The organism is Photobacterium sp. GB-50, from assembly GCF_003026755.1.
Classification (GTDB): domain Bacteria; phylum Pseudomonadota; class Gammaproteobacteria; order Enterobacterales; family Vibrionaceae; genus Photobacterium.
In genome coordinates, this window is sequence record NZ_PYNX01000001.1 from 143,122 (window position 1) to 166,350 (window position 23,229).

Consider the following 23,229-nt stretch of genomic DNA (forward strand, 5'->3'; position numbering starts at 1 on the left):
TTTTCGAGTTCACAAAAAAGAGATAATAAATATTATCTCTTTTTCTTTTATATCCACAGTAATTAGCTACGCTTACTTAAACCATATTCTCGTAATTTATTAGCAACGGCAGTATGTGATACGCCTAACCGTTTCGCTAATTTGCGGGTAGATGGGTAACTTCGATAAAGATTCGATAAAATACCAGATTCATAACGTTTCATGATCTCATCAAGAGAACCATCTAATATTTCATCACTGATAATACTACTTGATTCATTTTCAGGTAACTGTACATCATCTGATGTCATGACCGTATTCTCAAGTTGTGTCATCGCACGGAATAGCACATTACGTAATTGGCGAATATTACCAGGCCATGCATATTGCTTTAAGTATTCTGCCAACTCCTCAGATAGCTGAGGTTTAGGCTGATGTAATTCTTGTGATAACTGAGTTAAAAATAATTCAGCTAACGGTACTATATCTGCCGATCTTTCACGTAATGGTGGAACAACCAAAGCAAGAACATTTAAGCGATAATATAAGTCTTCGCGGAAATCACCTGATGCAACTAAATCTGGTAGCTTTTTCTGGGTAGAGCAGATTACGCGAAGATTAACCTTTTTCTCAGCTTCTTCACCCACGCGTCGGAATGTACCATCTTGTAAAAAGCGTAGTAATTTAATTTGTAGGTGTTTTGACATCTCACCAATTTCATACAAGAAAACAGTACCACCATCCGCTTGCTCAAAAATACCTTTTTTACTTGGCTCGGTTGTACTGCCAGCAAAACCAAATAGCTCAGTTTCGGCGGCGTTATCAGGCATAGATACGCAGTTTACAACTAAAAATGGTTTCTCTCGTCGTATAGAACGTTGGTGACATGCGCGGGCTAACATTTCTTTACCTGTTCCCGTTTCACCTTGGATCAATAACGGTGCATCTAATAAAGCCAACTTTTTCGCTTGAGCTAATAAATGCTTAAAACGCGATGATTGCCCGACTAAATGCTCAAAACCACTGTCGCCATCTAACTGGCGAGTCACAATCGGCATGGTTGCTTCAGACAGTGATTTTAGAAGAATAAGAGCACTGGCAAAAACAGGTATATCGGTTTCATCGTTAATATAAACAGGCATGACTTCCATTTGGTAATCTAAACCTGCAATCACCACCATCTCAGTATGTTTTTCAGCCTGTTTTGTTTCTAACCAACGCTGAACATTAAAGCCAAAGAGCGTATGAACATTTTCGTGATAAAGTGATCCCTGATGATGAGCCAATAACCTTTCAGCGGCTTGATTGGCAAAATCAATTTTTCCGTTTAAATCGATGGAAAAAAAGGGATCAGGCAAGGTTTGAAGTAATGCAGAAAGCTCTGTATGTTCACGTTCACTCGGCATGAAATTTATTTTTCTTACATCTGTTACGCCATCTAACTGCCTTATTTGCGACATTAGATGACTAAACTGTTCAAATTCAATTTCAGGACAATTGAGATAAATGATACCAATGCGATCAATTTCAATCCCTCGAAGATCAATCTCCTGACTAGTCAGAATATCGAGTAGCTCGCGAGTCATTCCAACCCGATCTTCACAAAATACCTGTAGTCTCATTCTTTACGCCTTCTCAATATAAACTTTCCATTGTTAAGTTCGAAACATTCGGCTTATCAGAATAACAACAACAAAAAGCAATGACTTAATTCTTCAATTTCAACTCATACCACAAACAAAAATATAGGTATTAATATGAGTTTACACTTAGGTGTCAACAATTCCTGACACTTTTAACAGTGTGCGACTAACGCTAAATTGAGTCAAGTCTCCCGCTCAGAATCAAGCCATTTATAATTAAAAAATAACGTTATGCTTTTAGTATCTATTGAACTAACAGCGCCTTTATTTTAAGTATGACGGATTAAATCATTCATGATAGGTAGCTCACTTGAGCTAGGAAAAACTATATCGAGTTGCTTAGTTGTTGCCCCTAAATGTGAATGCAATACCGTTTTACATATAGAGCGAATATCCGTCGTTGGAGCTAAATCTCTTCCTTTGTATTGCTGAGATTTCGCTAACCCTGGCCATTTTGTTATCACTTGATTTCCACTCACCGCACCTCCCGCTATCAACATTGCGTTAGCCGTACCGTGATCGGTTCCCTTAGTTCCATTTTCAGCAACTGTTCGGCCAAATTCACTCGCGGCTATAACCACCGTTCGCGACCAAGCCTCACCTAACTGTGATTTTAAAGCTGAAAGTCCCTCATCAAGTTTCTTTAATTGGCTCGCTAAACGACCTTTAACCGCGCCTTCTCCTGCGTGTGTATCCCATCCACCTAACTCTAATACCGCAATATTCGGTCCATTTTCCGACGTTAAAAATTTCCCTGCTTGTTGCGCCAAAGCATGAAATTGTTGGCCGCCTTTTACATGACCTGCCATTTTTTCAATGTCTAATGCATTAATAAAGTTGTCAGATAACGTCTGATCGCTTTGATACATATCCTGCAACAATTCAGCTTGTTGCTGCTTAATCTTCAATTTATGTGGATACCAACTATCAGCTTGGGCATTACCTTGAACAATTAAAGGTAAACCAGAATCTATGGCTATCGTATGCTGCTTGTTATCAACAGATAAAAAGCGATTTAGCCAACCATCTCGATGTAACGGATCCTCAGTTCCATTTTCTAATACTTTCTGCCCATCAAAATGTGAGCGCTGACGATAAGGTGATGCACACGCATGAATAAAAGCCATCTCGCCTTGTTGATACCACTGATAACAACTCTTTAGTGCTGGATGTAAACCAAAGAAATCATCGAGTTTATTAAGCTGATTTTTATGTAATCCAATCGACGGTCTTTGCGGTAAATAGTCTTTATCTCCATAGGGTACAACCACATTTAACCCATCCATTGCACCGCGCAATGTAATCCATACAAAAATATTTGCCGACTGTGTTTTCGCAAAAGCGACAGATGGTAATGCACTGCATACCCCAACCGCAGCTAAAGATTTTAAGAACATACGGCGATCAAATATATTATCCATCACGATCTCGCTATCGATACATAAACTGTAGGCTTAGCCATAATAAAACCAACTTCGTTATCGCACCGTTAGCCTTATTCATTGCAAGCTCTGTATGTTGATCAAGATCTTTTCCATAAAGATTATTGACCACTTGTTTTACCAACTGAAGCGGTTTGACTTTTTTCTTCTTCGCTTCTCTTACCGCAAGTACCGCAAATGTATTTGCTACTTGCCAACGTTGTATCAACGCTGAAGAACTATTGAAATCACTATCTTGATCAGACCAACCCGCCGGAGAACCTGCCATAAATGGCTGTTGTCCCAACAACCTCAATTGTTGAGTAATTTTGTGTTCCGATGGGTTGAGATCAGCACTACGTAAAAGCGCAAATAACCATTCTTGCGGCGTTCTAAACCGAAGAGGCGCAGCCGTATTCACTTCAGGCTCTTGCAATAATCTCTTATAAACAGGCTGTAATTCACCGTTATTTTTTAGATAAACACCGGCTAAATCATCCACTAGCTCCTTCTTGGGCTGGCCAATAAAGTGTTGAGCTAATTTAGTTGCCAAATGCCTTGCGGTTTGTTGATGCAATGCAAGATCTTTTAAGCACGCTTCTCCCTGTCCAATCCCTGTTTGTGCGTAACGCTGACCTAATAACATCACATCACCAGGTTGATGCGCCCAAGCTGCAAATTTAAACCCAGGATTTTGCTTATCAAAACTGACCATCCAGCCTGTTATCGCATGTGCTAATTGGATAACATCTTGCTGACTGTAACCGCCATCAACCCCTAAGGTATGTAACTCCATAATTTCACGAGCGAGATTTTCATTGAGTCCCTTATGGCGTTTCTTACCCAATTTAGAATCAGGCCCTATCGATAGATTATTATCGAGAAACATCAACATTGTTGGGTGCTTAATCGTTGCTTGAAGCATATCGGCAAAATTACCATTCCAGTGTTGGCGTATTACCTCATTCTCAATCCCAGCAATAATCGGTTTTACTTTGCGCGTATCGGCAGAGACTGCAAAATGGTTACTCCAAAATTGAATTAAACGTTCTTGAAAACTATTGGAGGAATGCAATGTTTGTAGATTACGTGCAGATACTTGCTGTTCATAACTCAGATTAAAAAATTGATTAACCTGCTTTTGAACGGCACGCTTTTCATTCGGGGATTTTTTTAATTTTTTACGCTGTTGATTAAATTGACCGATCTGAACCAAAATATTATTCGTCGAAGGTAAAGACTGTAGAGCGGTATCAATATATGGTTTAGTTGAGATCTGCTCTGCCAGCGTTAATACATGCTGATCATTCAGTTTGGGGCCAAAGCCAAATCGTTGCTCAGTGATGATGGCTGCCGTTGGATAATAATTCACCTTGTTGTCCTTATCATTAACCCAAGGATACGATAACGACTCTAACGTAAATAAGCTTCAGAGAATGTAAAGTGTTGTAAAGATGCTATCTTGACGACATAACAAGAAAATAAGTATTTAATTTTCAATCTTCTAACACCCCAACTCTTATTTATGTTTAAGCTGATTCTTTTAACAATAGAGTAAATCATGAATAAACTGAGCATATTACTTCCCTTAGTCATCACTCTATTTGGTTGCGATGCACAAAGCTCAGCCAAGCAAGTCGAGACGACGGCAGAAAATCTATGTGGTAACGGTGAATTTGTTTTATCACTGCCAAAAGACATGGATCAGTACCAACAAAAAATGGCAGATTTTATTCAGGCAGGTGGTACAGATCCTTTTGATAAAACTGCCTTTACTGATACTTGTAAAAAACCTCGTAACGGTAAAATAGACTTAAAATACATTGCAGAACAAGCAGCACTTGCAACGCTCCCCTACCCCGATGCAGCTAAAGTGCTTTATTTTAAGCAACAGCAAGGCACACTTTATATTGTGCTATCTGCACAAGAAAACGGATGGGCAGGCGTGTCTACCGCACTCGGAACTTCGATGCCAGTTATAATTCGTAATATTCAACTTAGTAGCACCATTAAAAATATTAAATTTGGCTATGCGCCTGGAGATGAAAGTCTCGCTATCGTTAAATAAGATGAACAAAGTGGTCAAAGAGTCGTATTCTCCCTGACCACTTAACCACTTCAATTTACGCTTAATAGTGGAATATCTAGTTAATCTTTTTCTTTGGTACCAAGCTGTTTAAATAGATCGCTTCGTATTTCAGCTAATTTGGGTTGCTCTCCCGGTAACCATGGTAAAGGACGTACTAAGCTGATCGCTTTTAAGCCTAGTCTTCCGGTCAATAAACCAATACTCACCCCTTGCGCAACGCGGGTAGACATACGACCCGCTAAGTCCATTGAGAGCATATCCATCCCCAAATCAGTGATCACTTCAGATGCACCTGCAAATGCCATATTAGCCAATACCAGCTTAAGTAGCTTAATGCGAGACCAGTAACCTAATTCGACACCATAAACTCGAGAAACTTGTTCAATTAAGCGCAAATTACGCCATGCCACCAGCAACATATCAGCCACTGCTAGTGGGCTTAATGCAACCATCACCGCGGCATCTGAGGAATATTTCGCCACTAATTTTCGAGCTAATTTATCTTGCTGGCTGACCACTAAGCGATCATAAAGCTCAAGTATTTCGCGATCATTGTGCGTCGCGTCTAACGAATTCGTCCAGCGATCATAACCATAGTTATCACTACTAATCTGACTATGCTGTGCCAGTTTGGTACAAAAAGCTTTACCATTACCAATGCCATTACCATCAAGTAAGAGTTGGGCTTCATCACGCTCTGTTTGACGTGATTTTAACCGTCGTAACGTCAAAAGCTCCCGCCCCAATGCACCGATACCAACTACGGCAATACTGGCAACCAATGCACTCCAGCCAAGCGATAACCAATTTGCTGTTTGATAAGCTGTCACAACATGGTCAACCGTCTGCCACCCCACCATTGCCGCGCCTGCAACCACTACCCCTTTTAAAAAGCCATAACGACGTTTTGGTTTCGCTGCTAATACTTGTTTGAGATCTTTTTCAATTTCAGTTTCTTGTTGCTCTATTGCTTCAGGTAAAAAATCGGCTTGTTGAGCAAACTCCAATTTCGACGCAATATTGCGTTGTTCTTGGTTAACTGTTGGATCATCAAAAACAATTTTACTTTTTAACGGTTCACTCATTGCAGTTTATCTCCCAACAAATACTCAAGTGCTTTATCCATTCGGATATGCGGCAAAGGCTCGTCACTTTGCTGTAGCAAGGGACGGAAATTAATAAAATCAAAGCTCTGCTGCTGCCAAAAATCAACGTTTGGTAACCGTTTTGGCACTTCTCCGGGAAAGAGAGTTTGTGCATTACCTAACAAATCGGTCCCCCTTAATGCAGGGACTTGCTGCCCTTTGTGAGTCACAAAGCCAGGCTCAGTCGCTTGAATCGATGCCAAACTAACACAATCCATTTTAATGCCTTCAAAGGAAGCGGTTTGCCATGCTTCATTCACTAGCTGCTGTAATAATCCGACTAAATTCGGGTGCTGCTCAGGCGTAATATGATCGGCTTTGGTTGCAGCGAAGAGTACTTTATCAATACGCGGTGAAAATAGACGACGCAGTAACGAGCTACGCCCATATTTAAAACTTTGCATCAGCTGATCCAACGCTTGACGCATATCATTAAACGATTCAGGTCCCGAATTAAGAGGCTGTAAGCAATCAACTAATATGATTTGGCGATCAAATTTTGAAAAATGATCATTATAGAACGCCTTCACAACATGCTGTTGATAATACTTATAGCGATTTCTAAGCATCCCAATATTGGTGTTTTCATCTGCATCCATCAGCTGTTTTTCTGTGTACTTTTTATTCCACAGGAGCGGGAAAAATTGTAAAACAGGTGCACCAGCTAATTCACCGGGAAGAACAAAACGTCCGGGTTGAACCCAATGTAATCCCCCTTCTGCCTTACATTGATGCAAATACTCGGTGAACGCCTTCGATATTTCTTCAATTTGCTTTTCATCTGCGGGTGCAAAAGGATCAAACATCTCGGTTTTAGCAAGCCAATCTTGAGCTAATTCAAGACGTTTACCTTTTAGTACTTGGCTTTGTTGTGCCGACCATTGAGTAAAATCTAAATCAAGTAACGGTAAATCTAATAACCACTCGCCGGGATAATCAATAATATCCAAATACAACGTGGCGGTATCTTGAAATAGTTTCAATGCCCCTTTCTGAGGCTTATAACGAAGTGCTAAACGCGTTTGACTCACATCCCTTGTTGGCTCTGGCCATTCAGGAGGCGTCGACATAATTGATTGCATTCCTTCATCATAGCCAAATTTAGGCACATGCAGATCTAACTGAGGAACACGCTTTGCACCTAATAAATGGCCGTCACGCATCGCACTAAACATAGGTAGGCGAGCATTCGTACTTACATGCAGTAATTGATTAATAAGAGAAGTAATAAAGGCCGTTTTACCCGCTCGAGACAATCCTGTAACGGCAAGTCGAACGTGTCGATCCAAACTTCTATTAACGAGCTTATTCAACTCATTACTGATTCGATTCATGATTAACCCTAGTTGTTTTCATTTTTGTTTTAGGTTTAACAACTTTATTCTAATAATTATCAATAAAGTGATTTAACTATATTACGCCTTTATAACGGAAAAAAGCAGGCCTGACATTGATCAGCACCTGCTTCATTAGGCTAAATTTTACGGGTAATTAAAGCTTATTGAATTCGCGATCCACTTTGAATGCAGAAGATGTAACATACGCTTCCATCTGTTGTACTTTCTTTTCGGCGGTATCAAATTCTGATTCCACTTTTTGTAAAATTTGATGCGCAGAGCGACCCGCCTGCCACGGTTTCTGTTTTACGTTGTGCTCGGTATAAGTATCTTGTTGCTCTTTTCGCTGTGGTGGCATTTTATCTAAAATTAACCATGCGGCGATATAAGCAATCGTGGCAAAAAAGCCCAAACCAAGTAAGAAGGCTGAAACAGCAAGAATACGTACCAACCAAATTTCAACACCGAAATATTCAGCTAAACCAGCGCACACACCGCCCAATTTTCCTTTTTTAGGATCACGGTATAAGGTTTTACTCATTATTTTTGCCTCCATCTTGGTACTTCTGCATCAAGAATACGCTCTAACGTCACAATACGTTCTTGCATATCTTCTGCGCGTGCCACCAAGGTCTCTAACTTTTTCTGATCTTCACCTGACAGCCCTTCACCGGCTTGACGTTTACTACGATAGTGAAGGATTAACCATAGCGGTGCGACAATAATCATGAACACCACTAATGGAACGCTAATAAAACCCATTGACATTATTTGTTCTCCTTTCGCGCAGAATCAATGAAACAACGACGATAACTTAGTTGTACTTACTCTTTATCCTTGATGTTCGCTTTTAAGCGCTCAAGTTCTTTTTCAATTTCATCTTGTGCTTGTAAATCAGCAAATTCTGACTCTAAGCTTTTGCCACGACCAAAGCTATAACTATCTGCTTCTGCTTCCATTTCATCGATGCGACGTTCATATTGCTCAAACTTAGACATCGCCTCATCAACTTTACTTGTATCTAGCTGACGACGAACATCACGGCGAGTGCCTGCAGCTTTATGACGCGTCACTAATGCTTGTTGACGAGCGCGTGTTTCTTGCAACTTACGCTCAAGTTCAGCGACTTCTAATGACAATTTTTCAATCGTCTCTTCTACTAGTTTGTATTCTTCATTGAGCGTTAATGCGACATCAGCCAGTTTTTGCTTTTCGATCAGTGCTGCACGGGCTAAATCTTCACGACCTTTTTGCAGTGCAAGGCTCGCCTTTTCCTGCCAATCTGTAATTTGTGATTCAATCGCTTGAATACGACGTTGTAACTCTTTTTTATCCGCTAATGCACGCGCTGAAGATGTACGTACCTCAACTAATGTATCTTCCATCTCTTGGATGATAAGACGGATCAGTTTTTGTGGATCTTCAGCCTTATCCAGTAACGAGTTCACGTTAGCATTTACGATATCAGCAAAACGAGAAAAAATACCCATCATTAAACTCCTTGATTAAACCCATTTCACAGTAATCACGCTTACAGGTTTATATAGTGATACTAACTTAATGTTCTTGTGTTACCACTTAGATATTTCAAGTACTGTGCCAACTTTTAACGTATTAAATATCAACAACTTAATTTTCAACCCACTTTTAAGCAAGCTATGATATAGTTAATTTAACCAATTAATAGTGAGATTAACCAATGCGTAAAACGGAAAACTTAATCGGTGAATCTGATGCTTTTTTAAGTGTCCTAGACCAAGCATCACGCCTCGCTTCACTCAATCGCCCAATTCTTATTCTTGGTGAACGAGGCACAGGTAAGGAGTTAATCGCCCAACGCGTTCACTATTTATCAAAACGTTGGGATCAACCTTTAGTGACACTGAACTGTGCCGCACTAAGCGAAGGCGTCATTGATTCTGAACTATTTGGCCATGAGGCGGGCTCCTTTACAGGCGCGAAAGGTCGCCACCAAGGGCGCTTTGAACGCGCAGAAAATGGCACGCTTTTTTTAGATGAATTAGCAACCGCCCCGATGGGGGTTCAAGAAAAATTATTACGCGTGATTGAATACGGTGAGTACGAACGCGTGGGCGGTAATAAACCTTGCCAAGCGAATGTACGCTTAGTTTGTGCAACTAATGAAAATTTACCCGAACTCGTTGCTGAAGGAAAATTTCGAGCAGATTTACTTGATAGACTCGCCTTTGAAATCATCCACCTTCCACCATTACGTGAACGACTAGACGATATTTTACCATTGGCAGAACACTATGCTGTGCGTATGTGTCGCGAATTAGGATATAGCTATTTTGCAGGTTTTTCACAACACGCTAAACAACAACTACTCGACTATCAATGGCCAGGGAATATTCGAGAGTTAAAAAATGTTGTCGAACGGTCTGTATTTCGTCATAGCAATGAAGGTGAAGCTATTGACGAAATTTATACCGACCCTTTCGCTACAGCTTGGCAATCTTGTGAGCCAGCACCATCACAGTCTTTATCCATTGTAGACACCCCAGCAGTCAAACAAGAAAACTCTAGCATTCAACTTCCCGTTGATCTTCGCCACTACTTACAAGATCAAGAAATCATGTTGATCAACAAAGCACTTAAACACGCTCGCTTTAATCAAACAAAAGCCGCCGAACTTTTAAGCTTAAGTTATCACCAGTTAAGAGGACTCATTCGAAAGTATGACATTAACGTTAACGGTGATTAATCAACCAAATTCACGCGATAATTAAAGATATATAACGGTTTTAGACTAATTACTTATAAATAAAGCAGGATAGCTTGGTGACGTTAAAAGAAAAATGTTAAATTTAACGACTTAATTTCATTTAACGCCTATTAAATATGAGCGCTTACAGTCGTCTTTTGATTGCCGGCTTCACTTTACTTGGCCTTTTAGGTTGTAAAGAGCCGTCACATAATACCGCTAAGCAAAGCAATGGCTTTGTTTACTGCGGTCAAGATACTCCGACAACATTAAATCCACAGCTAACGGATGGCGGATTAACAGCAGAAACACTCTCGGCGCAAATTTTCGATCGCCTGCTGTTACTCGATCCTATCAGCCACAAACCTCTTCCTGATCTAGCAAAAAGCTGGACTGTCAGTGACGATGGCTTGGTATATACCTTTAAGCTGCGAGATAACGTTAAATTCCAACATACTGATTGGTTTACTCCAACACGTCCGCTTAATGCCGATGACGTTATTTTTAGCTTTGAGCGTATCATTAATCCACACCACCCTTTTCATAATATTTCTGGTGGTCGTTACCCATGGTTTGAAAGCCTTGGGTTTGCTGATTTAATTGAGACCATCAAAGCTAAAGACCCTCTCACCGTACAATTTACCTTAAATCGACCAGATAATTCTTTCTTATCTAACTTAGCAACCAGTTATGCGGTGATTTATTCTCAGCAGTATGGTCAGCAACTGTTAAAATCAGGCCGTATCGGTCTTATTGATACACAACCAATCGGTACTGGGCCTTTTTACGTTGATCAATTTATACCCAATGATCTTATTCGCTTAAAACGTAATAAGGATTATTGGCAAGGTGCCGCACCAATGGAGCAAGTGGTATTTGATATCTCAGCCCGTGGCATGGGTAATCTTGCTAAGTTGCTAAGCTCTGAATGTGATGTTCTCTCATCTCCTGTTGCGAGCCAGTTGCCTGTTATTTCAAATAACGATAACTATAAATTACTTGCACAAACGGGGATGAATGTATCCTTTCTGGCATTAAATACGGAACGTCCACCATTAAATAAATTAGAAATCCGTGAAGCTATTAATTATGCAATAAACCGTAAAACACTGCTCAATTCTGTTTATTACGGTACGGCAACAGAGGCAAAAAGCTTGTTACCCCCAATGTCTTGGGCTTATAACCACGACAGCAAAGCACTTTCTTATAATCCTAAATTAGCCAAACAACTGCTTGATGCCGCTGGCTATGATTATAACCAAGTCCTGACGATGTGGGTCCCACTTGAGCCTCGACCTTATAACCCGAGTCCTCGAAAAACAGCGGAATTAATCCAAGCTAATTTGAAAGCCGTTGGTATCAATGTGTCTTTACATCATCAAGAAACGATTGGTCGTGTTGGTTTAACTGATACTACTCAATACGATATGGTTCTTGCTGGTTGGATCGCAGATAACGGCGACCCTGATAATTTCTTAAGACCATTATTGTCATGCAATGCTAAAAAAGCAGGGCTTAATGTCGCTAACTGGTGTGATCTTGGTTTTGATAATTTACTTGAAATTGCACTACGCACAAATAAGCAACAACAACGTCAAGTATATTACCAGCAAGCGCAAAATATTTTGGATCAACAAGTACCTGTGATCCCATTGGCTCATGGTGTCCATTTCCAAGCCCACAGTAAAACGTTAGGGGGGTTACAGATGGACCCATTTGGTTCGCGATCTTTTTCCAGTGTTTATCGAATTGAGTAAAGCATGTTTATTTATACGATACGTCGCCTAAATTTGTTTGTAATTACGCTATTAATACTGACCATAATTGGTTTTAGTATTTTGCGTTTAGATACCCAATTACAGTGGGCGCATCAGAGCTTTTTTAGTGGTTGGATTTTATATTTAGAGAACTTACTTTCAGGTAATCTCGGTATCACTCCCAATGGTACACCTATTAGTAGCGAAATATTAACCGTATTTCCTGCAACGTTAGAGCTGTGCTTTTTTGCTTTTATACTCTCGTTAGTCGTTGGTATTCCGCTTGGCACTATCGCAGGCGTACATCGAGGACAACCCCTTGATACCATCATTTCCTCAATAACCTTACTGGGCTACTCCATCCCCCTATTTTGGTTAGCGATGTTATTAATTCTGTTGTTTTCGCTGAATTTAGGCTGGCTACCTGTTTCTGGTCGTTACAGTTTGTTATATCAATTTGATCATGTCACTGGCTTTGCTCTGATTGATATTTTGCTGTCAAATAAACCATACCGTATGGAAGCATTTCTTAACGCACTACAGCATTTAGTCTTGCCAACCATTGTATTAGCGATGGCACCTACAACGGAAGTGATACGTTTAACCCGTGCCTCAATTTCAGACGTAATGACGAAAAACTACATCAAAGTAGCCCAAACGAAAGGCTTATCTACCTTTGAAATCGTCCGCCGTCATGCGATGAAAAATGCCCTTCCCCCCATTATTCCTAAATTAGGGATGCAGTTTGCAGCAATGATGACCTTTGCCATGCTTACAGAATCTATTTTTAATTGGCCGGGTATTGGTCGTTGGTTACTTAATGCGATTGCAGATCAAAATTATGTTGCCATTCAAGCTGGTGTAATCACAGTAGGTAGTTTCATCTTATTGGCTAACATTTTATCTGATTTAGCTGGTGCTATGGTGAACCCATTAGTAAGGAAAGAATGGTATGCCATCAAATAGTGTTTACCAAGAAGAAACAATCCCAACCCAATGGGAGCGCGCTTGGCAAAACTTCAGGGAAAACTCACTGGCCATGTTTGGCCTATGGTGTTTACTGTTTTTGCTCATTGTCACCCTAACAGCACAATGGCTGGCTCCCTATTCGCCGATAAAACAAGTTGGTGAGCTGCTCATGCCACCATCATGGGACAACTCTGGTCATGTAAACTTTTTCTTTGGTACTGATGATTTAGGTCGTGATATTTTATCTCGCTTGATCATAGGTTCACAGCTAACCTTTGGCTATGCCTTATTAGTCGCCTTTGCATCCAGCGTTATTGGCTTGCTGATCGGTATTCTTGCCGGAATGAGCCAAGGCTTAAAATCGAGCTTTTTAAATCATATTTTAGATACCGTGTTATCTATCCCTTCGCTTTTATTGGCCATCATAGTGGTCGCCTATATGGGGCCGGGAGAAACACATATCTTACTCGCAATTTGGCTAGCTTTGATCCCTCGTTTTATTCGAGCGGTGTACACAGCCGTTCATACTGAAGTTGCTAAAGATTACGTTATTGCAGCACGATTAGATGGTGCTAATAATTTTTACCTCTTATGGAATTCAATCTTACCCAATATTTTATCAACCATCATTACTGAGATGACGCGCGCAATCTCTATTGCTATTTTAGATATTGCTGCATTAGGTTTCCTAGGGTTAGGCGCGCAAACACCACTACCAGAATGGGGGGCTATGCTAGGTGATTCTGTTGAACTGATTTACCTTGCACCATGGACAGTCACATTACCGGGTCTTGCCATTATGTTTAGTGTTCTAGTAATTAATTTAGTCGGTGATGGTCTTCGCCAAGCTCTTAATGCAGGGATTGATTAATATGCCATTACTCGATATACGCAACCTCACTATCGAAATCGACACACCACAAGGCATGGTGAAAGCGGTTGATAGAATGAGCATAACCATTAATGAAAGCGAAATTCGTGGTTTAGTGGGCGAATCAGGTTCAGGTAAAAGCCTTGTCGCGAAAGCGATTGCAGGCGTGTCTAAAGATAATTGGCGCGTCAGTGCCGATCGCATGCGCTTAGGTGATATTGACTTACTCACTCTATCTCATCGTGAGCGACGAAAAATTGTTGGCCGTGAAATGGCAATGATCTTCCAAGAACCATCAACCTGTCTTGATCCCTCTGAGACAGTTGGGGAACAATTGGAAGAAGCCATTCCCTCTTCATCATTTACTGGGCATTTTTGGCAGCGCTTTCACTGGCGTCAAAAACAAGCTATCGCACTTTTGCATAAAGTCGGTATCAAAGAGCACAAACGCGTAATGCGAAGTTACCCTTATGAATTAACCGATGGCGAATGTCAAAAAGTCATGATCGCAATGGCGATTGCAAACCGTCCACGATTATTGATTGCCGATGAGCCCACAAACGACTTAGACCCAATTACCCAAGCTCAAATTTTTCGCTTATTAAGCAGGATGAATCAATTAGGTAACACCACTATTTTATTAGTCAGCCATGATCTTACGACGGTTACCCAGTGGGCTGATAGAATTACGGTCATGTATTGTGGACAATCGGTTGAATCCGGCACCTCTAAGCAGTTATTAGAGTCACCGCATCACCCTTATACCGCTGCGTTAATGCGTGCTATGCCTGATTTTAGCTTAGAAAATATTAGCCATAAGACGAAACTAGAAACGTTACCGGGATCTATTCCTCCACTTCAGCACTTACCGATTGGTTGTCGATTAGGCCCTCGTTGTCCTCATGCCCAGCGTAAATGTGTAGAAGTGCCAAAACGTAGAAAAATTAAAAACCATAAGTTTAGCTGTCACTTCCCGCTAAACATGGAGGAAGACAGTAAATGAGTTCGTTATTGGAAGTAGAAAATCTAAAGAAAGATTACCACTATCGTTCAAGTCTTTTCCGTAGACGCACAATTGAAGCCGTGAAACCGGTCTCTTTTCATCTGGAAGCAGGTGAAACAATTGCATTACTGGGTGAAAATGGGTCAGGTAAATCAACCTTAGCAAAAATGCTATCAGGTGTTGTCGAACCAACCAGTGGCATTATTCGCGTAAATGGTGACACCTTATCAAGCGGTGATTACCAAACGCGCTGTAAGCTGATCCGAATGATTTTCCAAGATCCGAATACGTCGCTTAATCCTCGTATTCAAATTGGTCGTATTCTGGAAGGCCCATTAAAACGTAATACCAATATGACGCCGCAAGCGCGTGAAAAACGTATTATGGATACACTAAAACGAGTTGGCTTACTTCCTGAACATGCCTATTTCTATCCACAAATGCTGGCTACGGGTCAAAAACAGCGTGTTTCATTAGCTCGTGCTCTCATTCTTCAGCCCTGTATTATCGTTGCTGATGAAGCACTAAACGGGCTTGATATGTCCATGCGTTCTCAGATGATAAACCTGTTATTAGAACTGCAAGAAGAAATGGGATTGTCCTATATCTATGTGTCGCAGCACATGGGGGTGATAAAACACTTCAGTGACAAAGTAATGGTGATGCAAGATGGTGAAGTGGTAGAGAAAGGCCGTACCGCGAATGTATTTAACAATCCCAAACATCCATTAACGCAAAAATTATTAGATAGTCACTTTAGCTCACCAAAGAAAGATAAAAGCACACGAATTAATAACTCAACACCCAAAATAAGTACATAACGCAAAATATAAAAATGAAAAAGCCCGCTTTTACGCGGGCTTCTCATTTACATCTATATCGCGGATGCTACACAAGCGATTTGTTTATCTGTGCCAAGACACTTGCAGGATCTTCTGCTTGTGTTATTGGGCGACCTATCACGAGATAATCAGAACCAGCAGAAATTGCCTCTACGGGTGTCATGATTCGACGCTGATCGCCTGCATCACTCCCCGCAGGGCGAATACCTGGTGTTACTAGCTTAAAACCCTGACCTAGACTTTGTTTCAACGTATGAGCTTCATGAGCTGAACAAACCACACCATCTAAACCACTATTCTTTGCCAGTGATGCAAGGTTAAGTACTTGCTGATGAGGCTCGCAGTTAATACCAATACCCGCTAAGTCTGATGCTTCCATACTGGTTAGCACCGTTACACCAATCAATAGCGGGCGGTCTTTACCATACGGCTCTAAAATTTCACGTGAAGCTGTCATCATACGCTCGCCACCACTCGCATGAACGTTAACCATCCATACACCAAGTTCTGCTGCCGCTTTTACCGCCTTTGAACAGGTATTTGGAATATCGTGAAATTTAAGGTCTAAAAATACAGAATGACCCCGATCATGCAGTTGACGCACGAAATCAGGACCAAAAAAAGTGAACATCTCTTTACCGACTTTTAATCGGCAACTTCCCGGCTCAATACGATCGACGAAAGCGAGTGCCTCATTCTGATTATCATAATCAAGGGCTACGATTACTTTAGGGTCTATTACTTTAGCGTCTAGCATTGAGTCTCCTGTGATATCTCATTTTTCCTACTGCAGCAATCCAGCCGCACGCAAATTCTACATCAAACGCAAACGTTTACGAATAAAATTCACGCTTTATTAGGCATAAAAAAACCAGATCACAATGTCTGGTTTCTTTATTTTTTAATGCATTATTCGCCATCTAATCCACGAATTGGCTTAACTTGTCCCCAATTCTTACAAGATGGACATTGCCAATACAATGAGTGGGTAGCAAAACCACACTGGCGACAACGATAACGCGGTTTAATTTTTAATTGCTCACCAACAAGATGACGTAAGCTGGTTAAACTTTCTTTCGCACGGCCTTCTTCCGCTTCATCTAAATGGTAATCCATTAGCTGGTAAAAGCCTCTCATAGTCGGGTTCTTTTGTAGCTGACGAGTCATGAATGCTTGAGCAGACACAGCCCCTTCATTTTTCGCAATTTCGTCTGCTAACATCAGTTCTGCTGAAGCCCCCGCTTTGGCTTCTACACATTGCTGTAGATATTTCAGCCAGCCCGATTCATTATGTAATGCATCGTAACATTCTAATAATAAAGGTAAAGCTTCACCAATAAATTCAGCATCTTGCTCTAGAACACGTTCAAGCGTTTTGGCTGCCTGCTTAAAATCTTTATCTTTAATCTGAATCTTAGCCATAGTGATCGAGGCTCGGACACACTGCTTATCTGCTGAGAGCGCCTTTTTCAAACATTGAATCGCTTTATCCTGATTTTGCGCACTCATTTCAAGCATGGCAAGTTCACACCAATAGTGTGCAATATCATGCTTTAATTTTGTTTTACCTAATTTAACGAGTTGAGAAGCCATATCTATCGCATTTTCCCACTCTCGTGTTTGCTGATAGATAGACAATAACTGTTGTAGCGCAGGCTTTTTATATTCAGGTTCATCCAACAATTGTTCAAAGATACGTTCAGCACGATCTAAAAAACCCGCAACCATATAATCTTTTGCTAACTGCTGAAGCGCCAAATTACGTTGCTCTATCGTCAAGTTAGGACGAGCAATCAAGTTTTGGTGAATACGAATAGCACGATCGACCTCCCCTCGGCTTCGGAATAAGTTACCCAAAGCAAGGTGAGTATCGATAGTTTCGCTATCAACTTGAAGCAGCTCAATAAACAGATCGACGGCTTTATCTGATTGATCAGATAACAGCAAATTAAGACCTGTTACATATTGACGAGATAAGCGGTGAGACTGCTCTTGTCGATTGTTACTTGCGCTCCTGTTACCCATATACCAGCCATAAGCTGCCGCAATAGGTAATAGTAGGAACAACAGTTCAAGCATTAATACTTATTCCTTTACAGGCTGTGCGCGTAGAGAATCTAGTTCTTGTTGCTGTTTTGCCACTTTCTTCGCTAAGCGGTTTTTAGCAAAACGTGCTTTTAGATATAGCGTGCCACAGATTAACCAGCCAATGATAAAGCCAGAACCAAATGCAATACCTAATAGCGTTGATAATTGGAATTCGCCTTGAGCAACTAAATAGTCAAAGTTTACTAAAATTTGGTTTTGCGCACCGAGAGCCAGTGTTATTAAGAATGCAGCAACTAAAACAATAATACCCAAAATTTTCATCGTGAATCCTCTCACTAAATCAACAATATGATAGATTGATTATGCAGTAATTTTACTCATCAGACCATGATCAAAAGACATAAAAAAACGGCATACTGAGAGTATGCCGTTTTTTTGTTCTATTCGCGGTTAAGCAGCAATTGATGCATTAACACGGTCACGTAATTCTTTACCTGGCTTGAAGTGAGGAACGTATTTACCGTCCAACTCAACTTTATCACCAGTTTTAGGGTTACGACCTACGCGAGGAGCACGGTAATGCAATGAGAAGCTACCAAAGCCACGGATCTCAATGCGATCGCCTTCAGCAAGCGTGTTCGCCATATTTTCAAGGATATCCTTGATTGCATCTTCCACTTGTTTAGCTGAAAGATGTGTTTGTTGACTACATAGTCTTTCAATTAACTCAGACTTTGTCATAAACACTCCGTTTTAGTAAGTTTCTCAATAGTATAGCCGTTTAGAGGGAAAAAGCTAAGCCTATTCCCTCTATGCTCAATTATTCGCCTTTAGCAGCTTTGAAAGCGTCAGCCATAGCATTACCGAACGCAGCATCATCTTGCTTGTTCAGAGTAGCCATTGCTTCTTGCTCTTCAGCAACGTCTTTAGCACGTACAGATAGGTTGATTACGCGGTTCTTACGATCAACGCCTGTGAATTTAGCTTCAACAGAATCGCCAACAGAAAGAACTAGAGTTGCGTCTTCAACACGGTCTACAGATGCTTCAGAAGCGCGTAGGTAACCTTCGATGCCTTCGCCTAGCTCAACAGTTGCGCCTTTAGCGTCAACAGCAGTAACTTTACCAGTTACTAGAGCACCTTTCTTAGTATCAGCAACGAAAGAGTTGAATGGGTCTTCTTCGATTTGCTTAACACCTAGAGAGATACGCTCACGCTCAGCGTCTACTGCTAGAACTACTGCAGAGATTTCGTCGCCTTTCTTGAAGTCACGAACTGCGTCTTCACCAGAAACATTCCAAGAAATGTCAGATAGGTGAACTAGACCGTCGATGCCGCCTTCAAGACCGATGAAGATACCGAAATCAGTGATAGACTTGATCTTACCAGTAACTTTGTCGCCCTTAGCTTGCATTTCTGCAAATGACTGCCATGGGTTAGCTTTACACTGCTTAAGACCTAGAGAGATACGACGACGCTCTTCGTCGATATCAAGAACCATAACTTCAACTTCGTCGCCCACGTTAACAACTTTAGATGGGTGGATGTTTTTGTTAGTCCAATCCATTTCAGAAACGTGTACTAGACCTTCAACGCCTTCTTCGATTTCAACGAAGCAGCCGTAGTCAGTTAGGTTAGTTACGCGGCCAGTAAGCTTAGTGCTTTCTGGGTAACGCTTAGCGATTGCAACCCATGGATCTTCGCCAAGTTGCTTAAGACCTAGTGATACGCGAGTACGCTCACGGTCAAACTTAAGAACTTTAACGTTGATTTCATCGCCAACATTAACGATTTCAGAAGGGTGCTTAACACGCTTCCAAGCCATGTCAGTGATGTGTAGAAGACCGTCAACACCGCCAAGATCAACGAATGCGCCGTAGTCAGTAAGGTTCTTAACGATACCTTTAACTTCCATACCTTCTTGTAGAGAAGCAAGTAGTTCATCACGCTCAACGCTGTTCTCAGATTCGATAACTGCGCGACGAGAAACAACAACGTTGTTACGCTTCTGGTCTAGCTTGATTACTTTGAACTCAAGTTCTTTGTTTTCTAGGTGAGCAGTGTCACGAACTGGACGTACGTCTACTAGTGAACCTGGTAGGAACGCACGGATGCCGTTAAGTTCAACTGTGAAGCCGCCCTTAACTTTACCGTTGATGATACCAACAACTGTTTCAGCATCTTCGTAAGCTTTTTCAAGCTGGATCCAAGCTTCGTGGCGCTTAGCTTTCTCACGAGAAAGTTTAGTTTCACCGAAACCGTCTTCGATCGCGTCAAGAGCAACGTCTACCTGAGCACCAACTTCGATTTCTAGTTCGCCAGCAGCGTTCTTGAATTCTTCAGCAGGAATAGATGACTCAGATTTTAGACCAGCGTCAACTAGTACGTAACCGTTTTCGATAGCTACTACAGTACCTTTAACGATTGCACCTGGGCGAGTTTCAACTTGGTTTAGCGACTCTTCAAAGAGTTGAGCAAAAGATTCAGTCATTTAATTAATCTTCAATATGATAAACAACCATGGGTATCCTACCGCATGGGGTTGATAATAAAGTCAGTTATCATCCATGACACTGACGTTATTTAGCTGTTCACACAACTAAATATGGATTCGTTATTTTAGCTTAGCATCAACATATGCTAAGACTTTCTCAAGTACCTGTTCAATCGATAATTCGGTTGAATCCAGTACTAATGCGTCATCAGCAGGACGTAAAGGCGCTACAGCACGATTACGATCGCGGTAGTCTCGTTCCTGAATTTCGCTTAAAAGGCTGGCAAAGTTAACATCTAAGCCTTTTTTTTGCAACTGATTCATACGTCGAGTTGCGCGTTCTTCTGCACTTGCATCAAGAAAGATTTTTACTTCTGCGCCTTGAAAAACAACGGTTCCCATATCGCGACCATCTGCCACAAGGCCTGGTTGCTCATTAAAGGCGCGTTGACGACGTAGTAATGCTTCTCGAACGCGAGGTAAAGCAGCCACTTTTGATGCTGTATTACCTACTTCTTCAGTGCGAAGCGTGCCAGAAACATCTTCACCTTCAAGAATAACCTTAACCAACTCACCTTCTGCAATAAACTGAACATCTAAGTGCGCAGCAAGAGGAACTAAAGCGTCTTCTGATTCGATATCAACACCATGATGAATAGCCGCTAATGCTAAAACACGGTAAATTGCACCAGAATCTAATAAATTCCAGCCCAGTTTTTCTGCTAATAGCATACATAGCGTCCCCTTTCCGGCGCCGCTTGGACCATCAACAGTGATGACTGGAGCATGAGTAGACATAGGTTTTCTCCGATGTAGTTTCCGTAACAGATGAAAGACAGAACCAAAGGTTTCTCTGTACCTTCAAACGGTGGCACATTATACGGAAAAAAAATCTCAATTTATAGTGTAATGTCCTAACCTTATGTTTCTTTTTACGCCAATAAAAAAGCCTGATGCAAGAAGATCAGGCTTGTAAAAATGTAATCTCAGTTATCAGAAAAATTTATTACAGTCTTAACAACTCAATCCCTTTAATTTATCAAAATAGTCAGGGAATGTTTTTGAGGTACACTTTGGATCATTAATCGTCACTGGTGTATCGCTCAATGCCACCAGCGAGAAACACATCGCCATTCTATGGTCATCATAAGTATCAATCGCCGCATGCTGTAAGATGGTTGGTGGCACGATAGTGATATAATCCTCACCCTCTTCGACTTCTGCGCCAACTTTACGAAGCTCTGTCGCCATTGCAGCTAAACGATCAGTCTCTTTTACACGCCAGTTATAAACATTACGAATCGATGTTGTACCTTTGGCAAACAATGCAGTTGTTGCAATAGTCATTGCCGCATCAGGAATATGGTTAAAATCCATATCTACTGCGCTTAATTCTCCACAACGAGCAATAACATAATCATCGCCCCACTCGATATCCGCCCCCATCGCAGCAAGCGCATCTGCAAATTGAATATCACCCTGAATACTCTTTTTACCAATACCAGTGACTTTTACTTCGCCACCTTTAATCGCAGCAGCCGCTAAGAAATATGAGGCTGAAGATGCATCGCCTTCAACAAGTAATTCACCAGGTGAAACATAGGTTTGATTACCTCGAACAACGAACTCTTGATAATTACGGTTTTCAACTTCAACACCAAACTGCGCCATAATATGTAGCGTAATATCAATGTAAGGTTTTGATACCAAATCACCCTTAATGCGTATAACAGTGTCTGCTTGTGCTAAAGGTGCAGCCATTAAGAAAGCGGTCAAAAACTGGCTTGAAATAGAGCCATCAATCTCAACCTCGCCACCTTTTAAGCCAGTACCCATAATCTTTAGTGGTGGATAGTTTTCATTTTCGAGATAAGTAATGTCCGCGCCAGCACTACGCAACGCGTCAACAAGATGACCAATAGGACGCTCTTTCATTCGCGGCTCACCCGTTAGTACAAATTCACCGCCGCCTAAACACAATGCAGCTGCAAGCGGACGCATCGCTGTACCCGCATTGCCTAAATATAATTCAAGGGGCTCATTAGGTGAAAATGCGCGGCCCAAGCCTTCAACTTCACAAACTGTTTTATCTTCAGATAATTGGTAATTCACACCTAACTGCTTTAATCCGTTAAGCATATGGCGAATATCATCACTATCTAATAAATTAGTGAGGCGTGTAGTACCTGTTGCTAACGCTGCCAATAATAGGGCGCGATTCGAAACACTCTTTGAGCCCGGTAAATTTACTTCACCATTGATCTTAGCTATCGGCTGTAACGTTATACTTTCCATTTGATTATTCATCCAATCCTAATTCTTTAACCTTTAAGAAGATTAACGAATATTGCATCAGTTAGCTAGTACCCGTTCCTTGCTCACTATAACAATCACGATATTTGATTTATTATTTGGTAAAATCAATAGGATGCAACAGCGGATTAAAGGACAGTAGTAATGACGACAACTCCTATGGTCGGGATCGGTATCATCATTGTGAATGAGCAAAACCAGATTTTGATAGGAAAACGAAAAAACAGTCACGCTCCCTACTATTCCATTCCAGGCGGTCATATGGAGGTTGGTGAAACATTTCGTCAATGCGCGATTCGTGAAGTTAAAGAAGAAACAAATTTAACGATTTATGATCCCGAGGTTATAGCTGTAACTAACAACCTAGAAACTTATGATGAATGTGGAAAGCATTATATTAGTGTTACTTTGTTAGCAACATCATTTACAGGTGAAGTCCAACTAAAAGAGCCTGATAAATGTGAGCATTGGTTATGGGTCGATCCTCATCATGTTCCATCACCACAATTTGATGCTAGCGAACAAGCTATTCGCTGCTATTTAGGAAATCGATTTTGTGTCAGTGAATAAACTAAAAGCACCCTTAGGTGCT

Annotated in this window: 23 protein-coding genes; 8 read left to right on the forward strand and 15 right to left on the reverse strand. The window is 41.1% G+C overall.

Annotation, left to right across the window (positions count from 1 at the left end; genetic code table 11):
- Window positions 1-62: 62 nt before the first annotated feature.
- The 3 genes from tyrR to C9J41_RS00640 all read right to left on the reverse strand — a co-directional run bounded on the left by tyrR (window position 63) and on the right by C9J41_RS00640 (window position 4,415).
- On the reverse strand, window positions 63-1,601 hold the full coding sequence (gene tyrR, locus C9J41_RS00630) for a transcriptional regulator TyrR (protein WP_107205715.1): 1,539 nt from the start codon (window positions 1,599-1,601) through the stop codon (window positions 63-65).
- A 290-nt stretch (window positions 1,602-1,891) separates the two neighbouring features.
- Window positions 1,892-3,043 carry a DUF1501 domain-containing protein gene (locus C9J41_RS00635; RefSeq protein WP_107245462.1) on the reverse strand — a complete coding sequence of 384 codons (1,152 nt, stop codon included), beginning with the start codon at window positions 3,041-3,043 and terminating at the stop codon, window positions 1,892-1,894.
- Window positions 3,044-3,053: 10 nt separating this feature from the next.
- Window positions 3,054-4,415, reverse strand: coding sequence for a DUF1800 family protein (locus C9J41_RS00640; protein ID WP_107287018.1), 1,362 nt, complete (start codon window positions 4,413-4,415; stop codon window positions 3,054-3,056).
- Between the two features lie 189 nt (window positions 4,416-4,604).
- Here C9J41_RS00640 and C9J41_RS00645 point away from each other — a divergent pair, with 189 nt between their 5' ends.
- A complete protein-coding gene (locus tag C9J41_RS00645) occupies window positions 4,605-5,111 on the forward strand; it encodes a hypothetical protein (protein WP_107294087.1) in 507 nt (168 codons plus the stop codon).
- Between the two features lie 80 nt (window positions 5,112-5,191).
- Here C9J41_RS00645 and C9J41_RS00650 read toward each other — a convergent pair whose 3' ends face one another.
- The 5 genes from C9J41_RS00650 to pspA form a co-directional block, all read right to left on the reverse strand.
- Entirely contained in the window at window positions 5,192-6,217 is a 1,026-nt protein-coding gene (locus C9J41_RS00650) for a YcjF family protein (RefSeq protein ID WP_107205711.1), read from the reverse strand.
- A complete protein-coding gene (locus tag C9J41_RS00655) occupies window positions 6,214-7,611 on the reverse strand; it encodes a YcjX family protein (protein ID WP_107294088.1) in 1,398 nt (465 codons plus the stop codon). The genes C9J41_RS00650 and C9J41_RS00655 overlap by 4 nt, the downstream gene beginning before the upstream one ends.
- Before the next feature lie 157 nt (window positions 7,612-7,768).
- On the reverse strand, window positions 7,769-8,155 hold the full coding sequence (gene pspC / locus C9J41_RS00660; RefSeq protein WP_005367018.1) for an envelope stress response membrane protein PspC: 387 nt from the start codon (window positions 8,153-8,155) through the stop codon (window positions 7,769-7,771).
- On the reverse strand, window positions 8,155-8,382 hold the full coding sequence (gene pspB, locus C9J41_RS00665; RefSeq protein WP_006646015.1) for an envelope stress response membrane protein PspB: 228 nt from the start codon (window positions 8,380-8,382) through the stop codon (window positions 8,155-8,157). Before pspB ends, pspC begins: the two co-directional genes overlap by 1 nt.
- Before the next feature lie 56 nt (window positions 8,383-8,438).
- The gene (pspA, locus tag C9J41_RS00670) at window positions 8,439-9,104 is read right to left on the reverse strand and encodes a phage shock protein PspA (protein WP_107205709.1); all 666 of its coding nucleotides are present in this window, start codon (window positions 9,102-9,104) and stop codon (window positions 8,439-8,441) included.
- A gap of 209 nt (window positions 9,105-9,313) precedes the next feature.
- On the opposite strand from pspA, the gene pspF reads away from it, so the two are divergent.
- The 6 genes from pspF (at window position 9,314) to C9J41_RS00700 (ending at window position 15,760) form a co-directional block, all read left to right on the forward strand.
- A complete protein-coding gene (pspF, locus tag C9J41_RS00675; protein WP_107245471.1) occupies window positions 9,314-10,339 on the forward strand; it encodes a phage shock protein operon transcriptional activator in 1,026 nt (341 codons plus the stop codon).
- A gap of 137 nt (window positions 10,340-10,476) precedes the next feature.
- Window positions 10,477-12,096 (forward strand): ABC transporter substrate-binding protein SapA, encoded by a 1,620-nt coding sequence (sapA, locus tag C9J41_RS00680; RefSeq protein WP_107294089.1) that lies wholly within the window; start codon window positions 10,477-10,479, stop codon window positions 12,094-12,096.
- Between the two features lie 3 nt (window positions 12,097-12,099).
- Window positions 12,100-13,062 (forward strand): ABC transporter permease subunit, encoded by a 963-nt coding sequence (locus C9J41_RS00685; RefSeq protein ID WP_107205706.1) that lies wholly within the window; start codon window positions 12,100-12,102, stop codon window positions 13,060-13,062.
- Window positions 13,049-13,936, forward strand: coding sequence for a putrescine export ABC transporter permease SapC (gene sapC, locus C9J41_RS00690; RefSeq protein ID WP_107205705.1), 888 nt, complete (start codon window positions 13,049-13,051; stop codon window positions 13,934-13,936). The genes C9J41_RS00685 and sapC overlap by 14 nt, the downstream gene beginning before the upstream one ends.
- A 1-nt stretch (window position 13,937) precedes the next feature.
- Entirely contained in the window at window positions 13,938-14,939 is a 1,002-nt protein-coding gene (locus C9J41_RS00695; RefSeq protein WP_107205704.1) for an oligopeptide/dipeptide ABC transporter ATP-binding protein, read from the forward strand.
- On the forward strand, window positions 14,936-15,760 hold the full coding sequence (locus C9J41_RS00700; protein ID WP_107205703.1) for an ATP-binding cassette domain-containing protein: 825 nt from the start codon (window positions 14,936-14,938) through the stop codon (window positions 15,758-15,760). The genes C9J41_RS00695 and C9J41_RS00700 overlap by 4 nt, the downstream gene beginning before the upstream one ends.
- 67 nt (window positions 15,761-15,827) lie before the next feature.
- Here the strand turns inward: C9J41_RS00700 and pyrF are convergent, their stop codons facing one another.
- The 7 genes from pyrF to aroA form a co-directional block, all read right to left on the reverse strand.
- Window positions 15,828-16,538 carry an orotidine-5'-phosphate decarboxylase gene (pyrF, locus tag C9J41_RS00705; protein WP_107245472.1) on the reverse strand — a complete coding sequence of 237 codons (711 nt, stop codon included), beginning with the start codon at window positions 16,536-16,538 and terminating at the stop codon, window positions 15,828-15,830.
- 152 nt (window positions 16,539-16,690) lie between these two features.
- Window positions 16,691-17,860 carry a lipopolysaccharide assembly protein LapB gene (gene lapB / locus C9J41_RS00710; protein WP_107205701.1) on the reverse strand — a complete coding sequence of 390 codons (1,170 nt, stop codon included), beginning with the start codon at window positions 17,858-17,860 and terminating at the stop codon, window positions 16,691-16,693.
- A gap of 6 nt (window positions 17,861-17,866) precedes the next feature.
- Window positions 17,867-18,151: a LapA family protein gene (locus tag C9J41_RS00715; protein ID WP_107245474.1), complete on the reverse strand. Its 285-nt coding sequence runs from the start codon at window positions 18,149-18,151 to the stop codon at window positions 17,867-17,869.
- Window positions 18,152-18,280: 129 nt separating this feature from the next.
- Window positions 18,281-18,571 (reverse strand): integration host factor subunit beta, encoded by a 291-nt coding sequence (gene ihfB, locus C9J41_RS00720; protein WP_008986714.1) that lies wholly within the window; start codon window positions 18,569-18,571, stop codon window positions 18,281-18,283.
- A 79-nt stretch (window positions 18,572-18,650) separates the two neighbouring features.
- A complete protein-coding gene (gene rpsA / locus C9J41_RS00725) occupies window positions 18,651-20,321 on the reverse strand; it encodes a 30S ribosomal protein S1 (protein WP_005370867.1) in 1,671 nt (556 codons plus the stop codon).
- A gap of 123 nt (window positions 20,322-20,444) precedes the next feature.
- A complete protein-coding gene (gene cmk, locus C9J41_RS00730) occupies window positions 20,445-21,122 on the reverse strand; it encodes a (d)CMP kinase (protein WP_107205700.1) in 678 nt (225 codons plus the stop codon).
- Window positions 21,123-21,338: 216 nt separating this feature from the next.
- Window positions 21,339-22,619 carry a 3-phosphoshikimate 1-carboxyvinyltransferase gene (aroA, locus tag C9J41_RS00735; RefSeq protein WP_107205927.1) on the reverse strand — a complete coding sequence of 427 codons (1,281 nt, stop codon included), beginning with the start codon at window positions 22,617-22,619 and terminating at the stop codon, window positions 21,339-21,341.
- Window positions 22,620-22,781: 162 nt separating this feature from the next.
- On the opposite strand from aroA, the gene C9J41_RS00740 reads away from it, so the two are divergent.
- Window positions 22,782-23,207 carry an NUDIX hydrolase gene (locus C9J41_RS00740; protein ID WP_107205699.1) on the forward strand — a complete coding sequence of 142 codons (426 nt, stop codon included), beginning with the start codon at window positions 22,782-22,784 and terminating at the stop codon, window positions 23,205-23,207.
- The last annotated feature ends 22 nt before the right edge of the window (window positions 23,208-23,229 follow it).